This is a genomic window from Marinovum sp. PR37, assembly GCF_028807375.1.
Taxonomy (GTDB): domain Bacteria; phylum Pseudomonadota; class Alphaproteobacteria; order Rhodobacterales; family Rhodobacteraceae; genus Marinovum; species Marinovum algicola.
This window is the reverse complement of the sequence record NZ_JARAML010000004.1, coordinates 160,765-173,147: the sequence shown is the minus strand read 5'-3', so window position 1 is coordinate 173,147 and position 12,383 is coordinate 160,765. Positions and strand designations below refer to the sequence as shown.

The 12,383-nt window shown below is 65.5% G+C and carries 11 protein-coding genes; 7 read left to right on the top strand and 4 right to left on the bottom strand.

From position 1 onward, the window contains the following. Positions 1–42 precede the first annotated feature (42 nt). Both PVW49_RS05350 and PVW49_RS05345 read right to left on the bottom strand, forming a co-directional pair. A complete protein-coding gene (locus PVW49_RS05350; protein ID WP_274590070.1) occupies positions 43–1,014 on the bottom strand; it encodes an alpha/beta fold hydrolase in 972 nt (323 codons plus the stop codon). Continuing rightward, positions 1,014–1,301: an SCP2 sterol-binding domain-containing protein gene (locus PVW49_RS05345; protein ID WP_048530679.1), complete on the bottom strand. Its 288-nt coding sequence runs from the start codon at positions 1,299–1,301 to the stop codon at positions 1,014–1,016. The genes PVW49_RS05350 and PVW49_RS05345 overlap by 1 nt, the downstream gene beginning before the upstream one ends. A 169-nt stretch (positions 1,302–1,470) precedes the next feature. Between PVW49_RS05345 and PVW49_RS05340 the strand changes: the two genes are divergently transcribed. The 5 genes from PVW49_RS05340 to PVW49_RS05320 all read left to right on the top strand — a co-directional run bounded on the left by PVW49_RS05340 (position 1,471) and on the right by PVW49_RS05320 (position 6,537). After that, the gene (locus PVW49_RS05340; RefSeq protein ID WP_244526428.1) at positions 1,471–1,926 is read left to right on the top strand and encodes a tetratricopeptide repeat protein; all 456 of its coding nucleotides are present in this window, start codon (positions 1,471–1,473) and stop codon (positions 1,924–1,926) included. 29 nt (positions 1,927–1,955) lie between these two features. After that, complete coding sequence (locus PVW49_RS05335) at positions 1,956–4,961, top strand: helicase-related protein (protein ID WP_274590069.1); 3,006 nt, start codon at positions 1,956–1,958, stop codon at positions 4,959–4,961. A gap of 3 nt (positions 4,962–4,964) precedes the next feature. Then, positions 4,965–5,345 carry an RNA-binding S4 domain-containing protein gene (locus PVW49_RS05330; protein WP_274562757.1) on the top strand — a complete coding sequence of 127 codons (381 nt, stop codon included), beginning with the start codon at positions 4,965–4,967 and terminating at the stop codon, positions 5,343–5,345. A gap of 51 nt (positions 5,346–5,396) precedes the next feature. Beyond that, complete coding sequence (gene fdxA / locus PVW49_RS05325; protein WP_048530683.1) at positions 5,397–5,735, top strand: ferredoxin FdxA; 339 nt, start codon at positions 5,397–5,399, stop codon at positions 5,733–5,735. A gap of 292 nt (positions 5,736–6,027) precedes the next feature. After that, positions 6,028–6,537 carry a CarD family transcriptional regulator gene (locus PVW49_RS05320; RefSeq protein ID WP_048530684.1) on the top strand — a complete coding sequence of 170 codons (510 nt, stop codon included), beginning with the start codon at positions 6,028–6,030 and terminating at the stop codon, positions 6,535–6,537. 89 nt (positions 6,538–6,626) lie between these two features. On the opposite strand, the gene PVW49_RS05315 is transcribed toward PVW49_RS05320, so the two are convergent. Continuing rightward, positions 6,627–8,504 (bottom strand): monovalent cation:proton antiporter-2 (CPA2) family protein, encoded by a 1,878-nt coding sequence (locus PVW49_RS05315; RefSeq protein WP_274562761.1) that lies wholly within the window; start codon positions 8,502–8,504, stop codon positions 6,627–6,629. A 105-nt stretch (positions 8,505–8,609) separates the two neighbouring features. Beyond that, positions 8,610–9,065 (bottom strand): Lrp/AsnC family transcriptional regulator, encoded by a 456-nt coding sequence (locus PVW49_RS05310; protein WP_274590068.1) that lies wholly within the window; start codon positions 9,063–9,065, stop codon positions 8,610–8,612. 137 nt (positions 9,066–9,202) lie between these two features. Here PVW49_RS05310 and hppD point away from each other — a divergent pair, with 137 nt between their 5' ends. Both hppD and ade read left to right on the top strand, forming a co-directional pair. Then, positions 9,203–10,300 (top strand): 4-hydroxyphenylpyruvate dioxygenase, encoded by a 1,098-nt coding sequence (hppD, locus tag PVW49_RS05305; RefSeq protein ID WP_274590067.1) that lies wholly within the window; start codon positions 9,203–9,205, stop codon positions 10,298–10,300. A 376-nt stretch (positions 10,301–10,676) separates the two neighbouring features. Beyond that, a complete protein-coding gene (ade, locus tag PVW49_RS05300; protein WP_274590066.1) occupies positions 10,677–12,374 on the top strand; it encodes an adenine deaminase in 1,698 nt (565 codons plus the stop codon). The last annotated feature ends 9 nt before the right edge of the window (positions 12,375–12,383 follow it).

Sequence of the window (12,383 nt, the reverse complement as noted above, 5' to 3'; positions counted from 1 at the left end):
GGACACAGATAAGCCCGCCATGGTGCAAGGTTCAAGGGAGGGTCAGGCCGAGGCGGCCTGCGGCTTGCCCAGCAGGGTGTCCTCGAAATAATGGCAGGTGGTCTCGAAGATATGGCGCCGGGTTTTGGCATCCTCCATCAGCACCTCATGTTCGCCGTCCTCGATCACCTCGAGCCGTCCCTGCGGCCAGGCCGCCATGCGGCTGCGGATCTCGGGCACGCTGACGATGCGTTCGTTGCTGCCGAGGAAGGTGATGCAGGGCAGGTCCGGCGCCGGCAGGGCGGCCAGGGCGCGGCATTCGCGCAGGGCCTCGTGCAGCCAGTGCAGCGAGGGGCCGCCAAGCTGCAATTCGGGGTGGTCGAGCACCTGCTGGCGCATATAGGCAAACATCTCGCGGTCGCGGGTCAGCACGTTGTCCTCGAACGGGGCGGTGGCGACATAGCTCGCGGCGCCGGTCGAGGGGGCATAGAGGTGGCTGAAGCCGAGCTTGCGGCTGGTCCAGCCCATGGCCCAGGCGGCGGGGCGCACGGGCCCGGCAATACGAATGCCCCACATCGGCCCGGTAAAGACCGCGCCGACCACCGGCAGATGATTGTAGAGCGCCCGGAGGCCGATGCAGCCGCCCATGGAATGGCCGAGCAGAAACAGCGGCTGGGGCAGGTCAAGCTCGGGCAGCGCGGCGCGCAGGGCGCGCACGTCACGCTGATAATCGTCGAAGATGTCGACATGGCCGACGCGGGCATCGGGCAACAACCGGTCGGCCAGGCCCTGGCCGCGCCAGTCGACGGCCAGCACCGCATAGCCCCGCGCCGTGAGGTCGGCGGCCAGCATGCCGTATTTCTCGACATATTCGGTGCGGCCGGGAAAGATCAGAATGGTTCCCCTGGCCTCGGCTTCGGTCGGCCAATGGCCGATCCGAATGCGTTTGCCGTCTTCGGTGGTGAGCCAATGGCACCGGCCGCCCCGGGGCGCGCGCGCCATGTCTTCGAAATAGGGGGCCGGCGTCAGGGTCATCAGGAGAGCGCCTGTCCCAGCTTCATCGCGGTGCCCATGTCGCCATCGACGGCGAGCTTGCCCGACATGAAGGCCGACGTGGGGTCGAGATCGCCGGCGAGGATCGATTCAAAGGTCTCGGCATCGGCGGTCATGGTGACCTCGGCCTCGTCATCGCCGGCGCGGGCGCCGTCCCCGTCGACCATGATGGCGCCTTCGTCCTCGATGACGAACTTGGCGGTGCCGTCAAAGCCGCCGTCGATCTTTGCGTTCAAGGCCTTTACCGCCTCGGCCACAACATCACTCATTTGCACGCTCCTTTGTCTGATCGCGGGTGGTATTTCGAACCCGCTGCGCTACATTGAGGGCACTATGGTCATGATCAGACAGCACATCAAATGTAGCGTTGCGGCATTTCTCGTCCTAGTCACGTATTCCCTACCGTCGGGTGTGCGGGCGCAGGACACGGAGGCTCTCTTGCAGCAGCTGCGCGAGGCCGAGCCGGCCGAAGCGGGGCGGCTGGTGGCCGATATCAGCCGCGAATGGTCCAAAAGCGGATCGGCGGCGATGGATCTGCTGCTGAAACGCGGCCGGGATGCGATGGATGTCGGCGATCTCGCGGCCGCGGCCGAACATTTCACCGCCCTTGTCGATCATGCGCCGGAATTTGCCGAAGGCTATCACATGCGCGCCATGGCTTATTACAACGCCGGCCGGATCGGTCCGGCGCTGGGCGATCTGGAAATGGCGCTGCGGTACAATCCCGACCATTTCGGCGCGCTGCGCGGGCTGGCGGTGATTTTCGAGACGCTTGGCGATGCCGATCGGGCGCTGCGCGGCTATGAAATGGTGCTGGCCTTGCATCCCAACGACGAAGAGGCGCAAAACGGCGTCGAACGTCTGTTGATCACGGCACGCGGCCGCGACATCTAGAATTCTGAACAAGCCCGGGGAGACACCGGATGGCGATGGAACAGCGGACCGTGGCGGTCCTTGGGCCCACCAACACGGGCAAGACCCATTACGCCATCGAGCGCATGCTGGGCTATCGCTCGGGCATCATCGGGCTGCCGCTGCGGCTGCTCGCGCGCGAGGTCTATGACAAGATCGTCGCCATCCGCGGCCCCGGCGTGGTGGCGCTGGTCACCGGCGAAGAGCGCATCGTGCCGTCGCGGGCGCAATATTGGGTCTGCACCGTCGAGGCGATGCCCGAGGGCATGGGCACCGATTTCGTCGCCATCGACGAGATCCAGCTCTGCGCCGATCCCGAGCGCGGCCATGTCTTTACCGACCGTCTGCTGAGGATGCGCGGCACCCATGAGACGCTGTTTCTGGGCGCCGACACCATGCGCGGGCCGATTGCCGCGCTGGTGCGGGGCGTCGAGTTCATGCGCCGCGAGCGGATGAGCCAGTTGAGCTACACAGGTTCGAAAAAGATAAGCCGACTGCAATCCCGAAGCGCGGTCGTGGGGTTTTCGATTGAGAATGTCTATGCCATTGCCGAGCTGCTGCGCCGTCAGAAGGGCGGGGCGGCGGTGGTCATGGGCGCGCTCAGCCCGCGCACCCGCAATGCGCAGGTCGATCTTTACCAGAACGGCGACGTCGATTTCCTGGTGGCGACCGATGCCATCGGCATGGGGCTGAACCTCGATGTGAACCACGTCGCCTTTTCCGGCCTGTCCAAGTTCGACGGCCGCCGGATGCGGCCGCTGGCACCAAACGAGCTGGGGCAGATCGCCGGCCGGGCGGGGCGGGGAATGCGCGACGGCACCTTTGGCGTGACCGGCGAGGCGCCGCCGCTGGACGAGGGGGTCGCCGAGGCGATCTGCAACCATCAGTTCACCCCGCTCAAGAAACTTCAATGGCGCAATGCGGCGCTGGAGTTCGGCACCATCGACCGGCTGATCGCCGCGCTGGAAAAGCCGCCCGAGGATCCGATGCTGCTTAAGGCGCGCGAGGCCGACGATCTGCGCGTTCTGCGAACGCTGGCGCAGGACGACATGGTCTTTGCCCGCGCCTCGAGCCCGCAGTCGGTGCGGCTGCTCTGGGATGTCTGCCGCATCCCGGATTTTCGCGGCATATCGCATGCGGAACATGCCGGCCTGCTGGGCGTTATCTTTGGCTACCTGCACGAAAGCGGAAAGGTGCCGGATGACTGGCTGGCGCGGCAGGTGCGGCGGATCGATCGGACCGACGGTGATATCGACACATTGTCGAAACGATTGGCATATATCCGCACATGGACCTATGTGGCCCAACGAAAGCGCTGGGTCACGGACGAAAGCCATTGGCGCGGGGTGACGCGCGCTGTAGAAGACAGGCTGTCGGATGCGCTGCACGACCGTCTGACCCAGAGATTTGTTGATCGCCGCACATCCGTGCTCTTGCGGCGGTTGAAGCAGAAGGAGGCCCTCTTGGCCGAAGTGAACGAGAATGGTGAAGTAACGGTCGAGGGCGAGTTCGTCGGCCGACTTGAGGGATTCCGCTTCCGGCAGGACAAGGATGCGACCGGGCAGGAGGCCAAGACGCTGAAGGCGGCGTCACTCCAGGCCCTGGCCCCGCATTTCCACCTGCGGGCCGACCGGTTCTACAATGCGCCCGATACCGAGATCGACTTTACCGAGCAGGGTGGCCTCATGTGGGGCGATCAGGCGGTGGGCAAGCTGGTCAAGGGGGCCGATCCGCTGAAGCCCGAGGTCCGGGCCTTTGTCGATGACGAGGCCGGGCCCGACGTGGCGCAAAAGGTGCAGCGCCGGTTGCAGCATTTCATCGACCGCAAGGTCGCGACCCAGTTCGAACCGCTGGTGGCTCTGGGCCGGGACGAGGCATTGAGCGGCTTGGCCAAGGGCTTTGCCTTTCAGATGGTCGAGAGCTTTGGCGTGCTGCCGCGCGTCAGGGTGGCCGATGACGTCAAGGCGCTGGATCAGGAGGCCCGTGGCGCACTGCGCAAGCACGGCGTGCGCTTCGGCCAGTTCACCATTTTCATGCCGCTTTTGCTGAAACCGGCGCCGACGCGGCTGCGGCTGGTGCTCTGGTCGCTCTGGCAGGGGCTGGATGTCTTCCCCGAGGCGCCGCCGCCGGGGCTGGTGACCGTGCCGTCCGATCAGGCCGCACCCGAGGGCGCCGACACCATGTCGGGCTATCGCAAGGCCGGGGCGCGGGCGATCCGCATCGACATGCTGGAGCGGCTGGCGGACATGCTGCGCGCCGAGGACACCCGCGGCGGTTTCGAGGCCAAGGCGGACATGTTGTCGATCACCGGCATGACGCTGGAGCAATTCGCCGATCTGATGCAGGGCCTGGGCTATCGCGCCGAAAAAGGCGAGCGTGCCAAGGTCAAGCCGGCCGATGCCGTGGTGGTGGAAGAGGCCAAGGACGCGGCCGTTTCCCCCGACACCCCGGTGATGGATGTGGCCCAGCCCGAGCCGGCCCCCGGCACCGAGGCTGCGCCGCAGGTCGAGGCCGAAGCCGAGACAGAGGCCGAGGCGGTGGCACCGACCGAGACGCCCGACATCCCCGAAGCGGCCGATGCGGTTCCTGACGTCCAGGCTTCGGACAGCTCCGATGCGGCGGCCACGGTGTCGCCTTCGGAACTCGAGGCCAACGCCGACCCGATCCCGCCGGTCGACAGCGCCGCCGGCGAACTGCGCCCCGGCGAAACCCCGGACAAGGCCGATGCCGGTCCCGAGATGGAGGTGTTTTACACCTTCACCTGGGGGCGCGGAGCGCGCGGCGACCGCAAGCCGCGCGGCGGCCACCGGGGCGACCGCGACGGGGGCAAGCCGCAGGGCAAGGGGCGCCGCGGCGACCGTGGCGACAAGGGCAGGGGGCCGAAAGGTGCCAAGGGCAAGGGCCCGCGCCAGGACAAGGGCGCCAAGACCTATCAGTCGCGCCCGGAAAAGAAGGACCGGATCGACCCGGACAATCCTTTTGCCGCCGCTCTGATGGGGCTCAAGGACAAGGGCTGACCCTTGTCGACCGCGAAACTCCGGCTGGACAAATGGCTCTGGCAGGCGCGGTTCTTCAAGACCCGCACATTGGCCGCCCGCACCATCTCGACCGAGGGGGTGCGGGTTGACGGGACGCGGGTGTCGAAACCCGGCCGCACCATAAGCCCCGGCAATGTCTTGACCTTCGTGCAGGCGAAACGGGTGCGCATCGTGCGCATCCTCGAGCTGGGCACACGGCGGGGCCCGGCGAGCGAGGCGCAGGCGCTGTACGAAGACCTGTCACCGCCCGAGCCGCCAAAGGAGGACAGGCCGCCCGCGAATCCGGCCTATGAGGGAAAAGGTCGCCCGACCAAGCAGGATCGGCGCAACCTTGATCTTAACCGGCGTCGCACGCTTGAATGATCCGGCCGGCTGGATTAGCAAACACCCGCGTCAGCAAGAAAGACTCGTCCCATGACCTATATCGTCAACGATGCCTGCATCGCCTGCAAATACACCGACTGTGTCGAGGTCTGCCCCGTGGATTGTTTCTACGAGGGCGAGAACATGCTGGTGATCCACCCCGACGAATGCATCGACTGCGGCGTCTGCGAGCCGGAATGCCCGGCCGATGCGATCCGCCCGGATACCGAGCCGGACATGGAGAAATGGGTGGAGTTCAACCGCAAGTACTCGGAAATGTGGCCGGTGATCATCACCAAAAAAGACCCGCTGCCCAAGGCCGAGGAACACGACGGGGAAGAGGGCAAGCTCGAGAAGTACTTCTCGGAAGCGCCCGGCGAAGGCGGTTGACGCTGGGTTAGCGATTCGGCGCTGGCCGGCCAAAGCGGTTGGAAAGCACTTCAACTGCGCGATATAACCACTTGAGATCAGGGGTGTACTCTCTCTGGTCACGGAAATATGCTGGAAATAGCATCCTTTTTGTGCTATATTCCTGTCATATGATTTATTCTTCTCACTCAGGACAGGATCGTCAGCACCTGTTCGGCTGAAGGCGGCATATTGGAAAACCGGGAACGGAGATGAAAATCCCCGTCCGGTTCTTTTGTCGCTTGAGGCGTGGGAACATGCGAGGAAGGACTGCATGACCAAATCGAAGAAATCCGAGTTCCGCCCGAACGATTACGTCGTCTATCCGGCCCATGGTGTGGGCCAGATCGTCTCGATCGACAAGGAGGAAATCGCAGGCATCCCGCTCGAGCTGTTCGTGATCTCGTTCGAGAAGGACAAGATGACCCTCCGGGTGCCGACCAACAAGGCCACCGAGATCGGCATGCGCAGCCTCAGCTCGCCCGACGTGATCGAAAAGGCGCTGACCACGCTCAAGGGCAAGGCGCGGGTGAAACGCGCCATGTGGTCGCGCCGGGCCCAGGAATACGAACAGAAGATCAATTCCGGCGACCTGATCTCGATTGCCGAAGTGGTGCGCGACCTGCACCGCAATGACGAGCAGCGCGAACAGAGCTATTCCGAGCGTCAGCTTTACGAAGCCGCGCTCGAGCGACTGACCCGCGAAGTTGCTGCCGTGGCCGGCGGCGACGAGGTGGCTGCGGCCAAGCAGGTGGACGAGGTACTGCTGTCGCGCGCGGCCTGAGAGGCTGACGGCTGACATAAGCGCCGATTTGAAATTGAAAGCCCGCGCAACCACTTGCGCGGGCTTTTTCGCGTGATTGGCGAGGGGCATCAGGCGGCATCGTCCTTTTGCAGCTGGGCCAGCAGCAGCGCCTCGAGATCGCGCTCCAGCTCCTTGGCGCGGGCGATATAGGGCTCATTGTCGACCGAGGGGATGTCATCGCGCCAGAGCTTGGCCAGCTCCTGAACCGAATGCCGGTCGTGCTGATAGAATACCCGCTCGGCCTCTGCCGCCTCGTATTCCGTCAGCCCGATGTTCTCCAGCACATAGCGTCCGGCGCGCAGCGAGCTGTCGAACATCTCGCGCACGATGTCATTGGCGCCGGCCTGATAGAGCTTGAAGGCATGGGTGCGGTCATGGGCGCGGGCCACGATATGCAGGTCGTCGCGCTCGCGCCGGGCAAAGCTCACAAGACGCAAGGTCGCCGCCGGATCGTCGAGCGCCACAACCAGCACCCGCGCCTCGCGCAGACCGGCGGCATGCAGCAGTTCGGGGCGCGTCGGGTCGCCGTAGAACCCCTTGAAGCCGAAGCGGCGCATCAGCTCGATGGTCTTCATGTTGTGGTCGAGCACCACGGTCTTGAACCCCGAGCTCTGCACCAGACGGTTGACGATCTGGCCGAAGCGACCGATCCCGGCGATGATCACCGGCCCCTGTTCGTCGATCTCGTCGGGTTCAAAGGCCTCGCCACGCTCGGACATGCGGCGCGACAGCAGCTCGTAGAGGATGAAGAGCAGGGGGGTGATCAGCATCGACAGCGCCACCACCAGCAACAGCGTCTGCGACAGGCCGGGCGGCAGGATGTTCTGGGTGACCGAAAAGGAGATCAGGACAAAGCCGAATTCGCCCGCCTGCGCCAGCCCGAGGGTAAAGAGCCAGCGGTTGCGGCCCCGCAGGCCAAAGATCATGGCGAGACAGAGCAGCACCGCGCCCTTGGCGGCGATCACCGCCAGCGTCAGCCCGAGGATCTTGAACGGGGCCCCGAAGAAGGTGGCAAAGTCGATGCCGGCGCCCACGGTGATGAAGAACAGCCCCAGCAACAGGCCCTTGAACGGCTCGATGTCGCTTTCCAGCTCGTGGCGGAATTCCGAGTTGGCCAGCACCACGCCCGCCAGAAAGGTGCCCAGCGCCGGCGACAGGCCGACCATGTTCATCAGCGTGCCGATGCCCACCACGATCAGCAGCGCCAGCGCGGTGTTGAGCTCGCGCAGCCGGGCGGTGTGAACGAATTGGAACAGCGGCCGCACCAGGTAGATGCCGGCCAGGATCACAGCCGCCACCGCGCCCAGCGTCACCAGCGTCACGCCCCAGCCGGGCAGGCCTTCGACCAGCGACATGCCGGCATGGGCGGCGTCCTCGGCCTCTTTGGCGGGCAGGCTGATGGCCCCGTCGGGCGCGATCACCGCCGAGGGCATCACCGCCAGCAGCGGCAGCAGCGCCAGCATCGGGATCACCGCGATATCCTGCGTCAGCAGCACGGCAAAGGTCGAGCGCCCGCCTCCGGTCTGCATCAGCCCCTTTTCGCTGAGCGTTTGCAGCACGATCGCGGTCGAGGACAGGGCAAAGATCAGCCCCACCGCCAGCGCCACCTGCCAGACCAGCCCCAGCACCATGGCGCCGGTCATGATCAGCACGGTCGAGAGCCCGATCTGAAGCCCGCCCAGCCCGATCAACTTGTGCCGCATGTCCCAAAGCGTGCGCGGCTCGAGCTCGAGGCCGATCAGGAACAGCATCATCACCACGCCGAACTCGGCGAAATGCTGCAATTCCTGGGTTTCATGCCCGCCGACAAAGCCGAAGACCGGGCCGATCAGGATGCCGGCGGCGAGGTATCCCAGCACCGATCCAAGCCCCAGCCTGGCCGCCAGAGGTACGGCGATCACCGCCGCGGCGAGGAAGATCGAGGCCTGGAGGAGAAAACTTTCCATGATGTCCTGTCCCGTTGCGTCACACTATTTTGCAGGTGCGGCGAGGATTGAACAAGCCGGCATGGCCGCCCTGCGATCATTTTCCCGACAGTCCCGAAAACCCGGTCAGAGCGGCAGCGGCGCATCGTGCTTGAGCTGGTCCATCACGATCTGGCTCTGCACCCGCGCCACCGCCCGATGCGGCAAGAGCACCTCGTGGATCAGCCGGTTGAGCGCCGCCAGATCGGCGCAATAGACCCGGAGCAGGTAATCGGCATCGCCGGTCAGCGTCCAGGTGCTGACCACCTCAGGTTGGGTGGTCAGCAGGCGGGCAAAGCTCTGCGCATCCTCGGGCCGCTGGCTGGCCATCTGCACCTGGACAAAGGCCTGCACCCCGAGCCCCAGCCGCGCCGCATCGAGCTTGGCGGCATAGGCACGGATATAGCCCTCGGCCTCGAGCCGCTGACGTCGCCGCCCGGCCTGGCTGGCCGAGAGGTTCAGCGCCTCGCCCAGCTCATTGGCGGTCAGATGGGCGTTCTGTTGCAAAAGGCCCAGGAGCCTGCGATCGATGGAATCGAGCATCTGCGAAATCTCCGCGTATTTTTCGCACTGTGCGCGGAAATCCCGCAAAAAGAAAGCCGCACATGCCGCAGAATGCGCACATTGCCCCCGGGTGTGGCGTTAGCCTTTGGGCAACGGAACACAGGAGGAGATGCACCATGGGTCCTTTCCCGCACGATGCCCCGAAATCCAAGATCACCGCCGAGAACCCGGCCGGCACCGACGGCTTCGAATTCGTCGAGTTCGCCCATCCCGAGCCCTCGGCGCTGCGCGATCTCTTCGGCAAGATGGGCTATGAGCATGTGGCCAACCACAAGTCGAAACAGATCGAGCTCTGGCAACAGGGCGATATCACCTATGTGATCAACGCCGAGCCGGGCAGCTTTGCTGCCAGGTTCGTCGAAGAGCACGGCCCCTGCGCGCCCGCGATGGGCTGGCGCGTGGTCGATGCGCAGCATGCCTTTGACCATGCGGTCGCCAAGGGCGCCGAACCTTATGAGGGCGATGACAAGACGATGGATGTGCCCGCGATCAAGGGCATCGGCGGCAGCCTGATCTATTTCATCGACCAATATTACGAGACCTCGCCCTACAACGAGGAATTCGACTGGATCGCGCAATCCAAGCCCAAGGGCGTGGGGTTCCATTACCTCGACCACCTGACCCATAATGTCTTCAAGGGCAACATGGACACCTGGTTCCGGTTCTACGGCGATCTGTTCAACTTCCGCGAAATCCGCTTCTTCGACATCGCGGGCAAGTTCACCGGGCTGTTCTCGCGCGCGCTGACCTCGCCCTGCGGTCGCATCCGCATCCCGATCAACGAAGACCGGGGCGAGACCGGGCAGATCGTGGCCTATCTCAAGAAGTACAACGGCGAGGGCATCCAGCACATCGCGGTGGGCGCGCATGACATCTATGACGCCACCGACGAGATCGCCAGCCGCGGCATCAAGTTCATGCCCGGCCCGCCCGAAACCTATTACAAGCTGGCCAGGGACCGGGTGAGCGGCCACGACGAGCCGATCGACCGGATGAAGAAACACGGCATCCTGATCGACGGCGAAGGCGTGGTCGATGGCGGCGAGACCCGCATCCTTTTGCAGATCTTCTCGAAGACGGTGATCGGCCCGATCTTTTTCGAGTTCATCCAGCGCAAGGGCGATGACGGCTTCGGCGAGGGCAACTTCAAGGCGCTGTTCGAATCGATCGAACAGGAGCAGATCGAAAGCGGCGAGCTCGACCCGGTGAAATAACCCCGTCCCGGCCCCCGCGCCGGGACCTCGCGCCAAGGGCAGGGGCCCCGGATCACGTCCGGGGCGCGGCCATCAGGGTCCCGCCGCCTCGCGCTGCGGCGCCTCCCGTCCCGGCCCCCGCGCCGGGACCTCTCGCCAAGGGCAGGGGCCCCGGATCACGTCCGGGGCGCGGCCATCAGGGTCCCGCCGCCTCGCACTGCGGCGCCTCCCGTCCCGGCCCCCGCGCCGGGACCTCGCGCCCAGCCGCAAGAGACCCCGGATCAGGTCCGGTGCGCGGCGGCCAGCCCGACAGGGCAGTCTGCCCGCGCTTCCCGGGTGACACCGCCGCCGCACCCCCTATGATCGCCGCCGAAGCAGCGACGAAAAGGGGCACGCCATGACCGATCTCGAAACCCGCATCGCCCAGGGCCGCGGCGATGAACCCGCCGACAAGGTGCTGCGCGGCGGCCAGATCTTCTGCCTGGTGACCGGCGACAGGATCCCGGGAGACGTGGCGATCTGCGGCGACCGCATTGTCGGTATCGGCGCCGATTACGAGGGCCGCGAGGTCGTCGATGTCACCGGCCTCACCCTTGTGCCCGGCTTCATCGACACCCATCTGCATATCGAAAGCTCGCTGATCACGCCGTACGAGTTCGACCGCTGCGTCGCGCCCCGTGGCGTCACCACCGCGATCTGCGATCCGCATGAGATCGCCAATGTGGTCGGCCTCGACGGCATCCGCTACTTCCAGCAGGCGAGCACCCACACGCTGATGGACATCCGCGTGCAGCTTTCCTCCTGCGTGCCCTCGACCGACATGGAAACCGCCGGCGCGCAGATCGAGGCGGCGGAGCTCGAAGAGATCATGGGCCACCCGTCCGGCATCGGCCTGGCGGAATTCATGAACTATCCCGGCGTGATCCACCGCGATCCGCGCGCCATGGCCAAACTGCGGCTGTTCGAAGGTGGCCATGTCGACGGCCATTGCCCGATGCTCTCGGGCCGCGACCTCAACGCCTATGTCGCCGCCGGCATCCGCACCGAACATGAGGCGACCTCGGCCGAAGAGGCGCGCGAAAAGCTGCAAAAGGGCATGCGGGTGCTGATCCGCGAAGGCTCGGTGTCAAAGGATCTCGAGGCGCTGGCCGAGCTGCTGACCGAAGGCAGCAGCGCCTACATCTGCCTCTGCACCGACGATCGCAATCCGCTCGACATCGCCGAGCACGGCCATCTCGACTACATGATCCGCCGGCTGATCGAAAAGGGCGTTTCGCCGCTCGCCGCCTATCGCGCCGCCTCGCTTTCGGCGGCCGAGGCCTTCGGGCTGAAAGACCGCGGCCTCATTGCGCCCGGCCTGCGCGCCGATATCGTGGCGCTCGACAGCCTCGAGGAGTGTCGCGCCGCCCGCGTGTTCTGCGCCGGCCAGGAGGTCACCGAAGCCGCCTTTGCCGCCCGCGACGGCATCGAGGTGGTCGGCCGCAACTCGGTCAAGGCGCCCAGGGTCGCGGCCGGCGATTTCCGCGCCACCGGCAACCGCAGCACCACGGATGTGATCGGCATCATCGAGGGCAAGATCATTACTGACCACCTGTCGGAAGAGATCGCCATCGAAGATGGCGACAAACGCCCCGACGCCAGCCGCGACCTCGCCCGCATCGCGGTCATCGAACGCCACGGCAAGAACGGCAATATCGCCACCGGCTTCGTGCGCGGCTTCGGCATGCGGGCCGGCGCCATCGCCTCCACCGTCTGCCACGATCACCACAATATCGCCTGCGTCGGCATGGACTACGCCGACATGGCGCTGGCCGCCAACCGCCTGTCCGAGATCGAGGGCGGCTTCGTCGTCGCGCGCGATGGCGCGATCCTGGCCGAGCTGCCCCTGCCGGTCGCCGGGTTGATGAGCCTCGCCCCCTTCGAGGAGGTCCACCGGCACCTCGTCGAGCTGCGCGACGCCGCCAAATCCCTCGGCGTCACCCTGGAAGAACCCTTCCTTCAGCTCGCCTTCCTCGCCCTGCCGGTGATCCCCGCGCTCAAGATCACCGACCGTGGCATGGTCGACGTGATGAAATTCGAGATCATCCCCGGCTGAGCCACCCCA

Excerpts from the sequence above, each read along its gene's own strand:
- PVW49_RS05350 (WP_274590070.1), bottom strand. The coding sequence starts at position 1,014 with ATGACCCTGACGCCGGCCCCCTATTTCGAAGACATGGCGCGCGCGCCC.
- PVW49_RS05345 (WP_048530679.1), bottom strand. The coding sequence starts at position 1,301 with ATGAGTGATGTTGTGGCCGAGGCGGTAAAGGCCTTGAACGCAAAGATC.
- PVW49_RS05335 (WP_274590069.1), top strand. The coding sequence starts at position 1,956 with ATGGCGATGGAACAGCGGACCGTGGCGGTCCTTGGGCCCACCAACACG.
- fdxA (WP_048530683.1), top strand. The coding sequence starts at position 5,397 with ATGACCTATATCGTCAACGATGCCTGCATCGCCTGCAAATACACCGAC.
- PVW49_RS05320 (WP_048530684.1), top strand. The coding sequence starts at position 6,028 with ATGACCAAATCGAAGAAATCCGAGTTCCGCCCGAACGATTACGTCGTC.
- PVW49_RS05315 (WP_274562761.1), bottom strand. The coding sequence starts at position 8,504 with ATGGAAAGTTTTCTCCTCCAGGCCTCGATCTTCCTCGCCGCGGCGGTG.
- PVW49_RS05310 (WP_274590068.1), bottom strand. The coding sequence starts at position 9,065 with ATGCTCGATTCCATCGATCGCAGGCTCCTGGGCCTTTTGCAACAGAAC.
- hppD (WP_274590067.1), top strand. The coding sequence starts at position 9,203 with ATGGGTCCTTTCCCGCACGATGCCCCGAAATCCAAGATCACCGCCGAG.
- ade (WP_274590066.1), top strand. The coding sequence starts at position 10,677 with ATGACCGATCTCGAAACCCGCATCGCCCAGGGCCGCGGCGATGAACCC.